Below are 16623 nucleotides of genomic sequence, written 5' to 3' on the forward strand. Positions count from 1 at the left end.
ATGACGACTGCCACAGCAATCAAACAGGATGTAACCGCTTGTATTCTATGTTCACGTAATTGCGGACTCAGTGTAGAAATTGAAGATAATCAGTTCAAGAAAATTAAAGGCGATGAACATCATCCTTTCTCGCAGGGGTATATCTGTCAAAAAGCCGCACGTTTACAGCATTACCAACAACATGCTGATCGTTTAACTTCACCGTTAAAACGTCAGTCAGATGGTTCCTATCAAGAGATTAGTTGGGATCAGGCCATTCAGGAAATTGCTGAGCAGCTTGTACAGATTCGAAATACCCATGGTGGAACAGCATTTGCATCTGTTGGTGGTGGTGGACAGGGCAATCACTTGGGTGCAGCCTATGGCCGTCAGTTGCTCTACGCCATGAAAAGTTTCTATGCCTACAACTCTTTGGCGCAGGAAAAAACAGGTGATTTCTGGGTGAATGGACGTCTGTTTGGCAGTCAAGCTTGTCATACCACCGAAGATGTGGAATATGCAGATTATGTGTTGTTTATCGGAACCAATCCTTTTCAGGCGCACGGTATTCCAAATGCCAGAGATACCTTAAAACATATCAAAAAAGATCCAAACCGAACCATGGTGGTGTTTGATCCACGCGTGACCGAAACGGCTAAACAAGCCGATATTCATGTGCAATTAAAACCAGGTACGGATGCTTATCTGATGTCGGCTATGATCGCGATCATGCTGCAAGAAGGGTTATACGATCAACAATTTATTCAGCAGCATACCCATGGTTTCGATCAGGTTAAACAAGCTTTCTTGGCTGTTCCAATTGATGAATATATCAAAAAAGCCGATGTTTCAGTTGAACTGATATACCAGATTGTCCGCGATTTTGCTCAAGCGCAACATGCTTGTGTCCGGATTGACCTTGGTATTCAACACACCTTAAACACCACTTTAAATGGTTATTTGGAAAAGCTTTTATATTTGCTGACAGGAAATTTTGGTAAACAGGGTGGCAATAATCTACATACCATGTTTATTCCAATTTTAACCAACACTGATGAGCGCAACCCAAAGTATCGCCGTACGGTTTATCATAAAATGTTCCCGATTTCGGGTTTCTTTCCACCGAATATCTTGCCCGATGAAATTCTAAAAGCAGGGGAAAAGCGAATTCGTGCGGTGTTTGTGGACAGCTGTAATCCTTTGTTGACCTATCCTGATACCGCAGCATATGAGCAAGCATTCCAGTCGCTTGAGCTATTGGTGGTGGTCGATGTAGCAATGACTGAAACAGCACGTTTAGCGCATTATGTTTTGCCTGCACATAGCCAATTTGAAAAGTGGGAATTCACAGGGTTTAATTTGGAATTTCCTAAAAATGGTTTTCACTTACGCCATCCACTTTTCAAAGCCCAAGGCAATAGTTTACCTGAGGCCGAGATCTACACACGTTTGCTTGAAGCTATGCAAGTGATGCCGAAACAGTTTCCTATCCTAAGTAAAATTGCAGAAAAAGATTCGGCCAATACCGCGTATCTTGCTTATTTTGCTGCATTTGGTGCAAACTTTGCGAAAAATAAAAAGCTAATTCCTTATGCGGCATCGATTGTATATCGCACCTTGGGTAAGACTTTGCCAAATGATGCAGCCTCTACAGCCTTATTACTTCCATTGTGTATGCAATATGCGGCTCAGCACTATAAAGCGGTTAAGCAAGCAGGATACGAAGGTAATCGATTTAATCTAGGCGTTAAGTTATTCCAGACCATTTTGCAGCGACGGTCGGGTGTGGTGTTGTCGCAACATGACTATGCTGATGTGTGGAGCCTGATTGCTTATAAAGACAAAAAAATTCGGTTGGCAATTCCTGAAATGTTTATCGAGTTAGCACAGTTAAAACAACAGTCTTTGACCTTAACCGATGCATATCCTTTCATTTTGCTTGCGGGTGAACGTCGTAGTTATAACGCCAATCAAATTTATCGTGATCCTGCATGGCGTAAAGTTGATGCCGAAGGTCGCTTGAGAATGAATCCTGAAGATGCATTGAGTTTTGGCGTTGAAACAGGTCATGCGCTGCAATGTATTTCTGAGCATGGCAAGATTCAGGTCACGGTTGAACTTGATGAAGGAATGCGCAAGGGCGTGGTGTCTTTACCACATGGTTATGGCTTACGTTATCGCGGTGGCGAGCCAATAGGGCCTCAATTGAATCGTCTAACCTCTACCCAGCATTGTGATCCTCTGTCAAAGACGCCATATCATAAATACGTACCCGTTCGATTGGAACGCTTAAGTACTTAGACGATCGGTGAGTTGATTTAATCAGATATTTGCACCATCTTATTGCATATGAAATAAAACATGCCATGGGATGGTGCAAAGTGATTTGAACAAAAATACTCAGGACAAAACCTATTTTTGTTTATAGATTGAAAGAGTTGCTCGTTTGAATGAATAAGCAGCATCGGCAACACAAATAGGGTAAAACTGGAATAATTATTGCTGTAATAAAAACAATTCACTGTGATGAGTAAAACAAGGACGCACAGAACTTGTGCTAAACCCAGTTCAAAGATTCACAATATGAGTGCATATGATGAAGCATGAAATAGATGACACGAGTATACCGATCTTACAAGATCAGTATGGTCGTATTAAGCGTAAGTTACGGATTTCCGTGACAGACCGTTGCAATTTCAAATGCATTTACTGTATGCCTGAACATCCTGAATGGATGAAAAAACAAGATCTACTCAGTTTCGAGGCACTGTTTATTTTCTGTCAATACATGGTTGGACAAGGCATTGAAAATATCCGTATCACCGGTGGTGAACCTTTGATGCGTCAAGGTGTGGTGCATTTTATCCGTGATTTGCAAAGTTTAAGAGCTTTGGGGCTGAAACGTATTTCAATTACAACCAATGGTCATTATTTGGCGAAGTATGCTGAGCCATTGAAGCAGGCAGGCTTGGACGATCTCAATATTAGTCTGGATAGCCTTGATCCGCTTCAATTTAAACAACTGACTAAAAAAGAACTTGCCCCTGTATTTGCTGGTATTGAAGCCGCAACAAAAGCTGGTCTGCCATTCAAAATTAATTGTGTATTGATGCAAGGTCAGAATGATGACCAAATTGTACCGATGGTGAAATGGGCCAAACAGCATAATATTCCGTTGCGTTTTATCGAGTTTATGCCGCTGGATGGTGATCAGCACTGGACAGATCAAGCTGTGGTCAGTGAAGCGGAAATCTTAAAGCAGCTCTCAGCGTATTATGACATTCAGGTCTTAGAACAACAGCATGAACCTGCACGGCTCTATCAGCTCGATGGCCAATATAAACTCGGTATTATTTCAACCATTACCCATTCATTTTGTGGGGACTGTGATCGAATTCGACTGACGGCCCAAGGTGAGTTATATAATTGTTTATTTGCAAGACAAGGTCTAAATATAAAACCTGATCTACAACAGGCAATCAAACAAAAAGCTGAGCTCAAATCGTTAGCATTTCATCAACTTGATCAAAAAATTAAGCCTTATATTTGGAATAAGGCGCAGGGTTATCATGCAATACAACATCAGCAAGCACGTAAAATTAGTATGCATATGCTTGGTGGTTAGTGAGGAAAGTTGTTTGGAGAAAATATGCAAACCATTGAGATAAAAATAGAAGCCTTTGGTGCAATTGAACGGTTATTACCCAAAGCGCTGGCATTTGAGTTTGCAAAAGATCAAATGGTCAAAGATGTACTCTCACATATTACCAATCTTTACCCAGATGCCAGCCCAGCGATGGAAAAATGTGCCTGTGCGATTGGTGAGGATATCGTGACACGTCAAACCGCATTAGCTACATCCTGTACTTTAGTTTTGTTGTCGCCAGTGGCGGGAGGATAAATATGCGTGAATTTGCCCGCGTCCAAGATCAGGCTTTAAGCCTCGATCACTTTGATCCGATTCAATCCTTTCCTGAATGCGGTGGGGTTGATATTTTTATTGGAACTGTGCGTAATCACCACGAAGGAAAAGCGGTTAAAGCACTGAAATATACCTCTTATACGCCTGTCGCAGAAAAGATGATTCGCGCAATTGAACAGGAAATCAAAGATAAATATCAGGTTTCTTATGTACGTGTCATGCATCGGATAGGTTACTTGGATGTCAGTGAAACCGCGATTATCGCGATTGCCTATGCAGCACATCGCCGTGAAGCCTTTCAAGCCTGTGAAGAAGCCGTAGAACGGGTCAAACATGAAGTGCCGATCTGGAAAGAAGAATTTTTTATGGACGGCACCAGTCAATATGTAGAAGGCTGTTGTATTCGTAAAGATCAAACCGATAATGTTCAAGCGAAAATCCCCCTAAGTCCCCCTTTATTAAAGAGGGATTTACCCGTGCATCACCATGAAAATTGTAGCCATGAGCATACGCACGAATAAAGCGTCAGGAAGTTAAAATGAAAAATGTTGGGATGAAACCCGAGAGTTATCGTGTTGCAGAAGCGCAAGCGATTTTACATGCACCGGCACATTGCATTCAGTTATTGCGAGACGGTAATACCGAAAAAGGTGATGCTTTAAAAACTGCACGTATCGCAGGTATTTTGGCAGCTAAACGTACGGACGAGCTGATTCCACTCTGTCATCCATTACCGATTTATCGTGCCGATGTCGATTATGATCTACATGACGACCATGTGGTGATTCTGACCACAGTTGAAACCATTGGCCCAACAGGTGTGGAAATGGAAGCTCTAACGGCTGCGAGCTTAGCGGGCTTAACCTTATATGACATGTTAAAACCGCACTGTGAGCCAGAAGAGCTGTGTTTAGATCAGTGTAAATTGCTGAAGAAAAAGGGTGGAAAATCACACTTTAAACGTACTTTACGCCAACCTGTTTCAGCGGCTGTAATTGTACTGTCAGATACGGTTGCAGCGGGCCGTAAACCTGATACTGCAGGTAAGTCCGTGGTTGAGACTTTGACTGAAGCAGGCTTTGATCCGATTCATTATCAGATTTTGCCAGATGAAGCAGATCAGCTCAAAGATTTAGTGTTAGAACTGACCAAATCTTATGCATGCATTATGACGGTCGGAGGTACTGGTATTGGTAAGCGTGATATCACCGTGGATACCCTAGAACCACTATTAGAACGCAAACTCGACGGCTTAATGGAAGCGGCACGTTCATTTGGACAAAAACGCACGCCATATGCAGCCATGTCACGTGGTGTTGCAGGCTTTATTGACCGTTCATTGCTGGTGACTTTACCAGGAAGTCGTGGCGGGGCCAGTGAATCAATGGCGGCAATCCTACCAGCCTTGGTTCATATTTTTGATGTCTGTCGTGATTTACCACATCCGGGAGGTTATGAATAATGTCAGGATGTGGTGCTGAAAAAGGTTTGATCAGTATTGATGAGGCATTAGCGTTGGTGCAAACCCAACCGAAAGCTTTAAAAGTTGAGACATTGTCTTTAGCCGATGGTCTGAATCGCTATTTAGCCAAAGCTGTCTGTTCAAATGTGGATTTACCGAGTTTTTCACAAAGTGCAGTCGATGGTTATGCACTGAATAGTTCGGCTGATCATTTGCCAGATGTAGTCTTTGATGTGATGGGTGAAATTAAAGCGGGTAGTGAATCTGATTATCAGCTCAAAGATGGGCAAGCAATTCGTATTTTTACAGGCGGGAAAACACCTGAGGGAACAACGCATGTTGCTCGACAAGAAATTGTCGTCGTTGAAGCCAATCAAACCATTCGCTTGACTGAACACATTCAGCCTCAAGCGGATATTCGTTTTGTCGGTGAAGAAGTGCAACGGGGTCAGCAATTGGCGGATGTTGGACAACGAATCAATATTGGTGCATTGGCAGCCCTAAGTATGGCGGGTGTGCAAAGTATTGATGTTTTTCAATCACCTAAAGTGATTGTGGTCATTACAGGGGATGAAGTTGCTGAAACCCCTGAGGACTTGCAGACAGGGAAAGTTTTTGATGCCAATGGCCCGTTATTGAAAGCTTGGTTACAAGACTATGGCATAGATGCAGAAATCTTACACATTGCAGATGAAGCCGCAGATGTGACGCAGTGTTTTGAGCACTTAAAACAGCAATATGATTTGATCATTACCACGGGCGGTGTTTCCGTTGGCGATTATGATTTTGTTCGTCCGTGTGCCTTTGAAACAGGTTTTGAACAAATCTTTTGGAAGGTAAAACAAAAACCCGGTAAGCCATTATTCTTTGCCGAATACACACAGCAAGATCATCGTTGCTATTTGTTAGGCTTACCCGGTAATCCTGCCGCCGTGTATGTGTGTATGCAAGTCTATGGCAAAGCCTTACTAGATGCCTTGCAAAACCAACGTCAACCCTTGCAGTGGTTGAGTGGCGTACTGACCCATGATTTAAAATCGGATGCACGTGAACGTTTTTTAAGAATGCAGGCTTATTTTGATCAAGGGCAGCTCAAGTTCCAAAGCTTGGCAAAACAGCAATCACATATGCTGAGCAATTTAATGCAAGCAAATAGTCTGGTGCGTATCCCAGCAAATACAAAATTGGAAGCAGGACAAATCCTTTCTGGGCTATTCATTTACAACTAAATTGTTTTGATGAATTTATGTAAAATGACTGAATATTGGTATTTTTAGCCAAGTGCCAATATTGCATCTGATGGATAAGGTGGTTTAGTGTATATTTTATATTGTTTAGTTTCTAAACATGACGGTTCAAGACATAGATGTCTTTTAAATAAAACTTTAAAAAAATGACTAGGTGATAATAATGAAATGGGACGAAATTGGCGACCAGCCATGTTCAGTGGCGAGGACGCTTTCAGTATTGGGTGATCGTTGGACAATGCTCATCTTACGTAACGCATTTATGGGTATACGCCGTTTTGATGATTTTCAGCGTAGTTTAGGGCTTACACGCCATGTACTTTCAGAGCGTTTAAAACGTTTGGTTGAGCATGGAATTTTGACTAAAGTGCCGTATGTTGATCGTCAAGAGCGTTTTGAATATCAACTGACCGATAAAGGTTTAGATCTCTATCCAATCATTCTCTCAATGGTGCAATGGGCCGATAAATGGATGGATTTGGGACTAGGTAAACCTGTTGAATTTACCCATAAAAGTTGTGGTCGGAAAATCAATCCCAAAGTGGTGTGTTCTGAGTGTGATGAACCGATTAAAGCCAAAGATGTTCGTGTCGCGGCTGGGCCTGGTTATTTCGCTTTTATCGAGCAAAAAAAGCAAAGTGCCTGAGTTATAAATTTTGTTGTTCTGTCTCTTGTTGAATGGCATGAGATAGAACCTCAAAAACTTTGGGTTGCAGTGATTGCGCTACATTAAAACGAATAAAGTTTTTGAAATTTTGGCTCTGGCTAAATGCATTTCCTGGCGCCAAAATCACGCCATTGTCTAAGCAGCGTTGTGCAATACCTGCTGTATCGAAGTGGTGCGGTAATTCACACCATACAAATATCCCAGCAGTGGGTTTAACCCAGATTTTGATTTCCAGTTTTTCAAGTTGTTTGATTGTTGCATCCATTGCTTTAGATAAACGGACCTTCAATTCTTCTAGGTATTTACGATAATTTCCATCAGTTAATGCAGCATATAAAATTTCTGAAGATAAATTACTCCCTCCAAAGCAAGTCGCAATTTTGATATCCATTAAATCCTCAATCCATTCTGTTTTGGTTGCAATATATCCTGTACGGACTGAGCCAGATAAAGTTTTAGAAAAACTGCCGATGTGAATGACACGAGATAAGCCATCCAAAGCTGCGAGACGAGGGGCACTATGCAATTCTAAATCTGCAAAAATATCATCTTCAATCACGATCAAATTAGATTGCTCAACCAGTTTTAACACCTGATAAGCCGTTGATGCCGTTAACACAGCACCAGTCGGGTTATGAATGCCTGAGTTGGTAATGTAGAGGCGTGGATTGTAGTTTTGAATCGCCTGCGAAAATGCTTCAAGATCAGGTCCAGTCGGAGTATAAGGGACACCGATGATTTGAATCTGATGAACTTTGAGTAGGGCATGAAAGTTGAAATAACATGGATCATCAACCAGAACCACATCGTTCGGTTTAAGAAAATAACGACAAATTAAATCGATCGCCTGCGTACCTGAATCTGTCAATAAGATCTGATTTGGACGCGCTTCAATGCCTTTGCTCAAGATTCTTCTTGAAAGTAATTCACGTAGAGGTGCTAGTCCTAAAGGTGTTGAGTAATCAGTCAAAATGTTGGAAGGGGCTTTAGATACCTTGCGAATGGCTTTGCGGATATTTTCGTGTGGCATCCAGTCATCAGGTAACCAACCACATCCTGGTTTTAAAACATCTGGCTTTGCTTCCAAGGCTTGTCTAGAAATCCAGAGTGGATCAATACTGCGATCAATCTTTGGATGGATTTCAGAGATAGACAAAGGCGCAAGTGGTCCTGCAACAAAAAAGCCCGAACCTGTTTTGGCTTCAATAATCCCTTGAGAGGCAAGACGTTCATAAGCTTCAACAATGGTTGAAACAGATAAATGCAGCAAGCCAGCTAAAGCGCGAACTGAAGGTAGACGTGAACCTGGCAGTAAAGAGCGGGTTTTGATTTGTTCATGAATGTGCTGGATCACGAAATCAATTTTTGTACTTTTCATCTCGATCTATCTTTAAACTGTATGGGTTGGTAAGCCAATACAGTTATTTGGAATTGTACTGTACTGTGTATGGTGCTTAAACCATAGCACAGTTTAAATTCTTCATATAGATTTGGAGAATTTAAATGAAAACTTTCAGTAGTGGTTGGATGAATGGTTTGATCGGTGTGATTATTTTTGCCGGTTCACTACCAGCCACACGCGTTGCGGTTATGGATTTCAGCCCTACCTTTTTAACTGCTGCTCGTGCCGCAATAGCGGGTCTTCTTGGGTTGGCTTTGATTCTATTATCACGTCAGCAATTACCAACACGAAAAGATTGGTTGCCTTTATTTTATGTTGCGATAGGGGTTGTAGTTGGCTTTCCGTTATTTACAGCATTAGCACTTCAGTACGTCAGTGCTGCACATACGATTGTCTTTGTCGGTTTATTGCCATTGGCGACTGCTATTTTTGGTGTGCTACGAGGTGGAGAAAGACCAAATTTTGTATTTTGGTTATTTGCAGTTTTAGGTGCTTCGTTGGTTTTTGGGTATATGTTAGTCCAAACGGGAAGTTGGGCCTTTAACTATGGTGATATTTTCATGTTATTGGCCATTATATTCTGTGGTTTCGGTTATGCCGAAGGCGGAAAGCTCTCCAAACATTTGGGAGGTTGGCAGGTGATTTGCTGGGCATTGATTATTACATTGCCGATCATGCTGCTCATTTCATATCTGTATATGCCTGTGAGCTTTGCACAAATTTCAACATCGGCAAAACTTGGTCTGGCTTATGTGTCTTTATTTAGTATGCTGATTGGTTTTTTCTTTTGGTATAAGGGCTTGGCACAAGGCGGGATTGCAACAGTTGGACAACTCCAGCTATTGCAACCAATCTTTGGTTTGGCCATTGCCGCAGTGTTATTACATGAACAAGTAAGCCCAACCATGTTTGGCGTCACAATTGCAGTGATTGCCTGTGTTGCTTGTGCCAAGAAATTTGCGTAAATAAAAAATTATAAACAATTTGCAGGTTTAGGTACGCCAGCTAGACGACTTAAATGGCGAGCGACTAAACCTGTATTAAATTTCTGCTGCAATGTTGCATTATCAATTTCAGGGCTAACGGTTTTCATTAAAAACTTAATCAATGGGCGTGTTGCTGGTGAATGTCCAAACTGTTGGTAAAACTGGCGGACAGCATGCAGAATTTCAAAATGCCAATCTGTTAACTGTAAATCTAGAGAATTTGCTAACTCCTGAGCAACGTCTTGATTCCAAATGGTGTAATCAACCAAATGGCCGTCTTGGTCTAACTCTAACTGCATAAAATAGCCTAACAAAATTTTAGATGAACCGAATAAATATTATTTCAATGAAATACAACGCTTAAATTTTAAGACTAAATCTGCAAATTGCGTATAGTTAATTGCTTGAATCTGATCTTTAACTTCATCGGGAAGAAGGCTGTATTCATTGGTTAAACAATAAATGTTGTGATAAACCTTGGTAATGGTTGTCGGGACATGAATCGCTGCTTCACCCATAATTACGATACAGTCATCAGATTGTGCCATTTTTGCTAGTTCAGACCAAATCAGATCAGCTGTAGATTGAACTAAAATGAGTGTTGTTTTTTCCATAGCGAGACACCTTACCAATACAGAATATGATCAAATGATTGAATAAACTCAGGATTCATATCAATAAATTCAATGTCCTGATCGGTATTTTTAACTATGCTAAGTTCTTGATTTTTAGATTCAATTAGAATTGGAGTTAAATCGTAGAACTCGAAACTTTCGACCATATTGGCTGCAATTTTGAACTCGTGTTTAAATTGATCAAATTCTAAATTATTGTTTAATAAGCTAAGAGCCGCAGACTTTAATAATACTTTGACAGAAATACCAAAGGTTGCTAAAACCATAGTTGCGGACAAGCTTTCATTGACTTGCAAACTTGTTAAGTTAGGTTGCGTTAGGATGACGAGTACAGATTTCACACAATTTACCTTTTCAAAGCAACACTCTAGTAAAGAACTTTAATTAAAATTGAATTAATCGAGAACAGCTTTGCACTGCGTCAGCAAGCTCTCCGAGACCAACCAATTCAAAACTATTGGCTAAGTTGTGCTGTTGGAGTGAATGACGTTTTGCATTGTCCGCATCAGTGATTCCCCGAGCAAGGGCAGCACTGACACAGACAGGGAGTCGGATGCCAAGCTTTTGCCATTCTTGTTTTAGATTGCGTTGATCATCAGGAAACCACTGTAAGTCATTCGCGACCTGAACACCATCTTGGTAAAAGAAGACACGAAATTCTTCATGCTTACTTTGTAAAGCTTGAGCTAAACCAAAAGCATGCCAAGCCATAATGGATGTAGGCGCAGAAGTAATTAGCAGTAGTGTACTCATTGAATATTCACTATGGGTTGAAGTTGGCAAAAATGATGATGGACAGATTTAAGGGAAGGTAAGTATACAATGATTTTGGTGACAGGTGGTTTAGGCTTTATCGGTTCACACATTGCTTTGAGTTTATTGGCTCATGGGCAAGAGATTGTCATTGTAGATAACTTAGCTAATTCAACCTTGCAGACCTTGGAACGTCTTGAATATATTTCAGGCATGTATATCCCATTCGCGAAACTTGATGTTCGTAATACACCTGCCCTGAATAAAGTGTTTGAGCAGTATTCAATCGATACTGTGATTCATACAGCCAGTTTTAAATCATTAGAAGAATCGGCCCTAAAACCTCTTGAATATTATAATGATAATGTTAGCAGCATCATGAGCTTGTTAAGAGCAATGCAACGCATGGGAGTCAGACAGTTAATCAATTTGTCTAGTCTAGCGGTTTATGGCCAATCAAGTGCTGAACTTAAGGAAGAGACTGAGTTTAATTATAAATACTCGAATCCTTATGTTCGATCTCAGCAAATGGTTGAAGATATTATTGCAGATACATATCGTGTGGATCCCGAGTGGAGGATTGTAAATTTGCGGTTGTCCAACATTGTTGGTGCATTTGAGCATGGCGTATTAGGTGAATTTGTTACTCAACTGCCTAAGAATATCGTGCCATTGGCTTTACAAGTTGCCGCTAGGCAGCGTGAATGTATTGAGTTGCAGAATCAGGCCTCGACTGCTGATGGAACTGTTGAAAGAAGCTTTCTGCATGTTTTAGATACATGTGATGCCATTTTAATGACCCTAAATTGGTTAAGTTCCCAGAACAACTGTATGGAGTCATTCAATATCGCACATTCACAACTGACCTCGATTCAAAACTTATTAAATGAAATTGAGAAAGTGACTCAGGCGAAAGTGCATGTTCAGCCCGCAGTATTTCAGCATGATGAGATTGCACAATTAGGTGCAATCATTGATAAGGCAGAGAAAATTCTTAACTGGTCGCCAAAACGGCCTTTAGCGCAGATGATTGAAGATGAATGGCGCTTTTATCTGAATACCTTAAAAGGCAATTAAGATAATGATTCTTATTTACAATTATATCTGCTTTGATTAGGATAACGGCAACTAGCCAAAGCATCACTTTGCTTCAGCCCGTGAGAACTTTAACCAAATAGAGTAGAGGTTGTTTATGCAAATGCGAATTGAACACGACACAATGGGTGACATTGAGGTCCCGAATGAAGCCTTATGGGGTGCGCAAACGCAACGAAGTTTACAAAACTTTAAGATTGGTCAAGAACGCTTGCCACGTACCATGATTCGAGCAATGGGTTTGGTGAAAAAAGCTGCTGCTATTACCAATGCTGAATTAAAACAACTTCCTGAAGATTTAAGCCAATATATCGTTGGTGCTGCTGAAGAGGTAATTGCTGGACAATGGGATACGCAATTTCCATTGGTGGTTTGGCAAACTGGTTCAGGTACGCAAAGTAATATGAACTGTAATGAAGTGATTGCCAATATTGCCAATCAGAAATTAGGCCAAGTATTGGGTGCACAAAAACCAGTTCATCCGAATGATCATGTCAATCGTGCACAATCAACCAATGACTCATTCCCAACTGCAATCCATGTGGCTGCAAGTATTCAAATTAATGAATTACTCATTCCAGCCGTTGCTAAGCTAAAAGATACATTACAGCGTAAGTCAGAAGAATTTGATGATATCGTCAAAATTGGCCGTACCCATTTACAAGATGCGACACCTTTGACTTTGGGCCAAGAATTTAGTGGTTATGTTTCACAATTAGAGCATGGCTTGAAGCGTTTACAGCAAGCACTGTCTGGTTTATATGAATTGCCTTTGGGTGGGACAGCGGTTGGTACTGGATTAAATGCACATCCAGATTATGCGGTTAAAGCAGCGGAGCAATTAGCTGAATTAACTGGTCTGCCATTCGTGACAGCACCGAATAAATTTGAAGCATTGGCTGGGCGCGATGCTGCTGTGTTTGCATCAGGTGCATTAAAAACACTTGCTGCAAGCTTAAATAAAATTGCCAACGATATTCGTTGGCTGGCAAGTGGTCCACGCTGTGGATTCGGTGAAATACGTATTCCGGAAAATGAACCTGGTTCAAGCATCATGCCCGGTAAAGTTAATCCGACTCAAAGTGAAGCGATGACTATGGTTGTTGCTCAAGTTTTAGGGAATGACACTACAATTAATGTAGCAGGTGCTTCTGGTAACTTTGAGCTCAATGTATTTATGCCCGTGATTGCTTATAACTTACTGCAATCGATTCAGTTGTTGGGCGATGCATGCAATAGCTTTAACGATCACTGTGCAGTGGGTATTGAACCAAATCGTGACAAGATCGATCACTTCTTACATAACTCATTGATGTTGGTCACTGCATTGAATCCTGTGATTGGCTATGAAAACTCTGCCAAAGTTGCGAAAACGGCTTATAAGGAAAATAAAACCTTAAAGCAAGTCGCGGTTGAACTGGGTTTAGTGACTGCTGAACAATTTGATGAAGTGGTTAAGCCTGAAAATATGGTGTCACCGAATAGTAAGTAAGCTTTATAGATGAAATTAAAAATCCTTCTGTTCATAGAGGGATTTTTTATGAGTAGTTTTTATAAAGTGAACTGCGTACAATATAGTTTTGATTTACCTGATTGTTGCTTCATTATGCTGAATATTTATTTAACAGATACCCAAACCAACATCCAATTTTCTGATCTTCCTAATGAAAATCCTGTTAAGTTTCTGTTGAATTTAAAGAAAATCTTTCCGAGCACTGCAGATTTATTATTGCCCGTACTACCTGAGGACAGTAATTTAGAAAATGTAACATGGGAAGCAACATCAAAAGACTTTGAGACATTTAAAAAATTATTGGAAGGTTGGGGAATTATCGAGCTGCGTTTAAGTGCGATCACCACCTATAAAGACAAAAACTTTGCCAATGAACTAGTAAAAAAAGCCCAAGTTAGACGTAAGCAAATTACCCAAAGTCAGCCGCAATTATCACTTATTGCTTTGGATTATGTGTTGATGCATGAAATTCATGCGCTGATTGATGCAGAGTTGGTAATGATTGGTGAAAAATTCTATTTACCAACATTACGTGAACTCTGGAAAGGTCAGTTCTCAGATCAGATTTTGCAATGTAAATTTTAATATTTGCAAGCAGACTTTGAGTCTGCTTTTTTATTGCTTAAGTAACTTGAAATAGAACACTTCTTCGCCTACAAACAATTACAAGAATTTAGTGTCGGTATTTTTAGGCGGCATATATATTGCTTATAAGGATATAAATATTATTGCGGGAGAGAAGTTCTTCAATGAACTCGCCGAAGGAGCAACGACCCCGGAAACTCTCAGGCAGAAGGACTGTAATAATAGAAATACAATCTGGAGAGCAGTGCTCAACTTGTAGAAATTAACAATATTTTTCTTCTATGATAAACACTCACCGAAGGGGAAGGCTTAATGATTAATTGGTAATCATCTGCCAAAACTCTCAGGTACCATGACAGATGGGGCTATGCATTAAGAAATGTTATGCATTTCTAGGAGTTTGCTATGCCACATGTTGTTGTCATTGGTGCGGGGATTACGGGTGTAACGTCTGCCTATGAATTAAATAAATTAGGCTATGAGGTGACGGTGATTGATCGTCATCTCTTTCCAGCCATGGAAACGTCTTTTGCCAATGGCGGGCAGTTGTCTGCCTGTAACGCCGAGGTTTGGAATCAAAAGGCAACCGTACTTAAAGGTATTAAATGGATGAGTAAAAAGGATGCACCTTTATTGCTCAATCCATCCTTTAGTGCACATAAATATCGCTGGTTGATTGAATTCTTAACGCATATTAAAAACTATAAAGCCAATACCATTGAGACCGTACGTTTGGCGCTTTTGGCGAGACAACGCTTGTTTGAGATTGCAGAAAAAGAAAGTATTTCGTTTGACTTGGAAAAACGTGGCATTTTACATATGTATCACACCAAGGAAGACTATGAGATTGCCAAAAAGGTCAATGATGTGTTGGTTGAAGGAAAGCTTGAACGAAATGCGATTACACCTGACGAAATGAGAGTCATTGAACCCACACTAACAGGTGATTATTTTGGTGGGTATTACACGGCTGGGGATGCAACAGGAGATATTCATAAATTCTCTGTTGGCTTGGCTGAAAAAACTCAGCAAAATGGTGTGAAATATCGTTTTGGCTTAGATGTTGTTGATGTCAAATTTACGCAAGACAAAGCGGTTGTCCACTGCAAAAACAGTTCCGAAAATGTTAATCCAAGCTCGGATGGGATCACTGAAATTATTGCCGATTTGGTTTTGGTCTGTGGTGGTGTAGGAAGTTACCAATTAGCCGATATGCTCGGTGATAGTGTGAATGTTTATCCTGTCAAAGGCTATTCAATTACAGTGCAGCTGAAAGATGAGCGTAGTGTAAAAAATGCGCCGTGGGTGAGCTTACTTGATGAAAGTGCCAAGATTGTGACCTCTCGCCTCGGTGCTGATCGTTTACGTATTGCAGGTACCGCTGAGTTTAATGGATATAACCGAGATATTCGTGCAGATCGTATCCAGCCTTTAATTAATTGGGTCAACCAAAACTTTGATATTTCAACTGAGCATGTTGTGCCGTGGGCAGGTTTGCGTCCAATGATGCCGAACATGCTGCCTGTGGTAAAACAGGGTAAGCAACCACGAGTGTTTTATAACACTGGACATGGACATTTGGGCTGGACTTTGTCTGCGGCAACAGCGATATTGATTAGCCAAGAGATTGCAGAAAAATTCCCAAGCTGAATCAAAAAAGCCGATGTGAAAACATCGGCTTTTAAATGTTAAGAGCATTAATCGTACAGGCGATAGATCCCTGTAAATCTGCCGCAATCTTTCTGCGTAGATTTAATAATCAATAAGGCTTTTTGAAAATCAAACTGATATTGGCATTTTTTTTCATTATCAATGATTTGGTCTTTTTGTTCAGGTGTACTATATGCCAATAAAGATACGGTTTGAGTTTCTAGACGATTATTGGGATTGCGGTATGCAGTGCCTTCTATTTTGAGTTTATCCTTATCCAGCTGATGGATCTGTAAATGCACAGGTTGAGCTGCTAGTTTACCGTGTTCATATTTCAAATAATGCTGTGTCAAGGTTTGGTTCATTGAGGTATAAAAATTCAAATCATCCAAACGTGCATCAAATTGCTGCTGATAACAGCTTTTGCTTTTGCACTGCTGTGCTTGATTCAGCCACAGAGTTTGGGTGTCATGTAATAACTGTAATGGGGCATCAGTTACCAAATAAGCGGTTAAAAATTTGGCGTTGAGCTTCAGGCGCTGCTCTTTATATTGCTTAGCGCAGATTTTTTGTGCTTCCAAATCCTTGCTTGTACAGTCAATTGATTCCGCATAGGCAAATGTTGAGCAAAAACAACTCAATGTGATGATGTAGCCAGATTTCTTTAATTGATTTCTTACAGTGTTAAACAGCATAATCACTTATACTTTCAGTCTAATTTGCTCAA

The 16623-nt window shown here is 40.6% G+C and carries 18 protein-coding genes and 1 riboswitch; of the genes, 12 read left to right on the forward strand and 6 right to left on the reverse strand.

From position 1 onward, the window contains the following. The 7 genes from GBI66_RS13265 (at position 1) to GBI66_RS13295 (ending at position 7256) form a co-directional block, all read left to right on the forward strand. Positions 1 to 2280 carry a molybdopterin-dependent oxidoreductase gene (locus tag GBI66_RS13265; RefSeq protein WP_151716446.1) on the forward strand — a complete coding sequence of 760 codons (2280 nt, stop codon included), beginning with the start codon at positions 1 to 3 and terminating at the stop codon, positions 2278 to 2280. Between the two features lie 292 nt (positions 2281 to 2572). Next, positions 2573 to 3604, forward strand: coding sequence for a GTP 3',8-cyclase MoaA (gene moaA / locus GBI66_RS13270; protein WP_151716447.1), 1032 nt, complete (start codon positions 2573 to 2575; stop codon positions 3602 to 3604). Between the two features lie 24 nt (positions 3605 to 3628). Then, positions 3629 to 3880: a MoaD/ThiS family protein gene (locus tag GBI66_RS13275; protein ID WP_151716448.1), complete on the forward strand. Its 252-nt coding sequence runs from the start codon at positions 3629 to 3631 to the stop codon at positions 3878 to 3880. Between the two features lie 2 nt (positions 3881 to 3882). Then, on the forward strand, positions 3883 to 4422 hold the full coding sequence (locus GBI66_RS13280) for a molybdenum cofactor biosynthesis protein MoaE (RefSeq protein ID WP_151716449.1): 540 nt from the start codon (positions 3883 to 3885) through the stop codon (positions 4420 to 4422). 17 nt (positions 4423 to 4439) lie between these two features. Continuing rightward, positions 4440 to 5363, forward strand: coding sequence for a bifunctional molybdenum cofactor biosynthesis protein MoaC/MoaB (gene moaCB / locus GBI66_RS13285; RefSeq protein WP_005188992.1), 924 nt, complete (start codon positions 4440 to 4442; stop codon positions 5361 to 5363). Next, positions 5363 to 6592, forward strand: coding sequence for a molybdopterin molybdotransferase MoeA (locus GBI66_RS13290; RefSeq protein ID WP_151716450.1), 1230 nt, complete (start codon positions 5363 to 5365; stop codon positions 6590 to 6592). Before moaCB ends, GBI66_RS13290 begins: the two co-directional genes overlap by 1 nt. Positions 6593 to 6773: 181 nt before the next feature. Beyond that, complete coding sequence (locus GBI66_RS13295; RefSeq protein ID WP_005188988.1) at positions 6774 to 7256, forward strand: helix-turn-helix domain-containing protein; 483 nt, start codon at positions 6774 to 6776, stop codon at positions 7254 to 7256. Position 7257: 1 nt separating this feature from the next. Here GBI66_RS13295 and GBI66_RS13300 read toward each other — a convergent pair whose 3' ends face one another. After that, positions 7258 to 8655 (reverse strand): PLP-dependent aminotransferase family protein, encoded by a 1398-nt coding sequence (locus GBI66_RS13300; RefSeq protein ID WP_151716451.1) that lies wholly within the window; start codon positions 8653 to 8655, stop codon positions 7258 to 7260. Positions 8656 to 8780: 125 nt separating this feature from the next. Here GBI66_RS13300 and GBI66_RS13305 point away from each other — a divergent pair, with 125 nt between their 5' ends. Next, a complete protein-coding gene (locus GBI66_RS13305) occupies positions 8781 to 9644 on the forward strand; it encodes a DMT family transporter (RefSeq protein WP_151716452.1) in 864 nt (287 codons plus the stop codon). Between the two features lie 8 nt (positions 9645 to 9652). Here the strand turns inward: GBI66_RS13305 and GBI66_RS13310 are convergent, their stop codons facing one another. The 4 genes from GBI66_RS13310 to tusD are packed head-to-tail and all read right to left on the reverse strand — an operon-like array spanning position 9653 to position 11053. Further along, positions 9653 to 9964 (reverse strand): TusE/DsrC/DsvC family sulfur relay protein, encoded by a 312-nt coding sequence (locus GBI66_RS13310; RefSeq protein ID WP_005188985.1) that lies wholly within the window; start codon positions 9962 to 9964, stop codon positions 9653 to 9655. 39 nt (positions 9965 to 10003) lie between these two features. Then, entirely contained in the window at positions 10004 to 10279 is a 276-nt protein-coding gene (locus GBI66_RS13315; protein WP_151716453.1) for a hypothetical protein, read from the reverse strand. Positions 10280 to 10290: 11 nt separating this feature from the next. Then, entirely contained in the window at positions 10291 to 10641 is a 351-nt protein-coding gene (locus GBI66_RS13320) for a hypothetical protein (RefSeq protein ID WP_005188979.1), read from the reverse strand. A gap of 43 nt (positions 10642 to 10684) precedes the next feature. Beyond that, positions 10685 to 11053 carry a sulfurtransferase complex subunit TusD gene (tusD, locus tag GBI66_RS13325; protein ID WP_151716454.1) on the reverse strand — a complete coding sequence of 123 codons (369 nt, stop codon included), beginning with the start codon at positions 11051 to 11053 and terminating at the stop codon, positions 10685 to 10687. 69 nt (positions 11054 to 11122) lie between these two features. On the opposite strand from tusD, the gene GBI66_RS13330 reads away from it, so the two are divergent. The 4 genes from GBI66_RS13330 (at position 11123) to GBI66_RS13345 (ending at position 15896) form a co-directional block, all read left to right on the forward strand. Continuing rightward, complete coding sequence (locus GBI66_RS13330; RefSeq protein ID WP_151716455.1) at positions 11123 to 12130, forward strand: SDR family NAD(P)-dependent oxidoreductase; 1008 nt, start codon at positions 11123 to 11125, stop codon at positions 12128 to 12130. A 115-nt stretch (positions 12131 to 12245) separates the two neighbouring features. Next, positions 12246 to 13640: a class II fumarate hydratase gene (gene fumC, locus GBI66_RS13335; RefSeq protein ID WP_151716456.1), complete on the forward strand. Its 1395-nt coding sequence runs from the start codon at positions 12246 to 12248 to the stop codon at positions 13638 to 13640. Between the two features lie 114 nt (positions 13641 to 13754). After that, the gene (locus tag GBI66_RS13340; protein ID WP_032858008.1) at positions 13755 to 14246 is read left to right on the forward strand and encodes a hypothetical protein; all 492 of its coding nucleotides are present in this window, start codon (positions 13755 to 13757) and stop codon (positions 14244 to 14246) included. 136 nt (positions 14247 to 14382) lie between these two features. Then, a riboswitch (glycine riboswitch) is annotated at positions 14383 to 14472 on the forward strand. Between the two features lie 179 nt (positions 14473 to 14651). Beyond that, positions 14652 to 15896, forward strand: coding sequence for a D-amino acid dehydrogenase (locus GBI66_RS13345; protein ID WP_151716457.1), 1245 nt, complete (start codon positions 14652 to 14654; stop codon positions 15894 to 15896). Between the two features lie 47 nt (positions 15897 to 15943). On the opposite strand, the gene GBI66_RS13350 is transcribed toward GBI66_RS13345, so the two are convergent. After that, positions 15944 to 16591 (reverse strand): hypothetical protein, encoded by a 648-nt coding sequence (locus GBI66_RS13350; RefSeq protein ID WP_151716458.1) that lies wholly within the window; start codon positions 16589 to 16591, stop codon positions 15944 to 15946. Between the last annotated feature and the right edge of the window lie 32 nt (positions 16592 to 16623).

Source organism: Acinetobacter sp. TUM15071, assembly GCF_008980925.1.
Lineage (GTDB): Bacteria > Pseudomonadota > Gammaproteobacteria > Pseudomonadales > Moraxellaceae > Acinetobacter > Acinetobacter dispersus.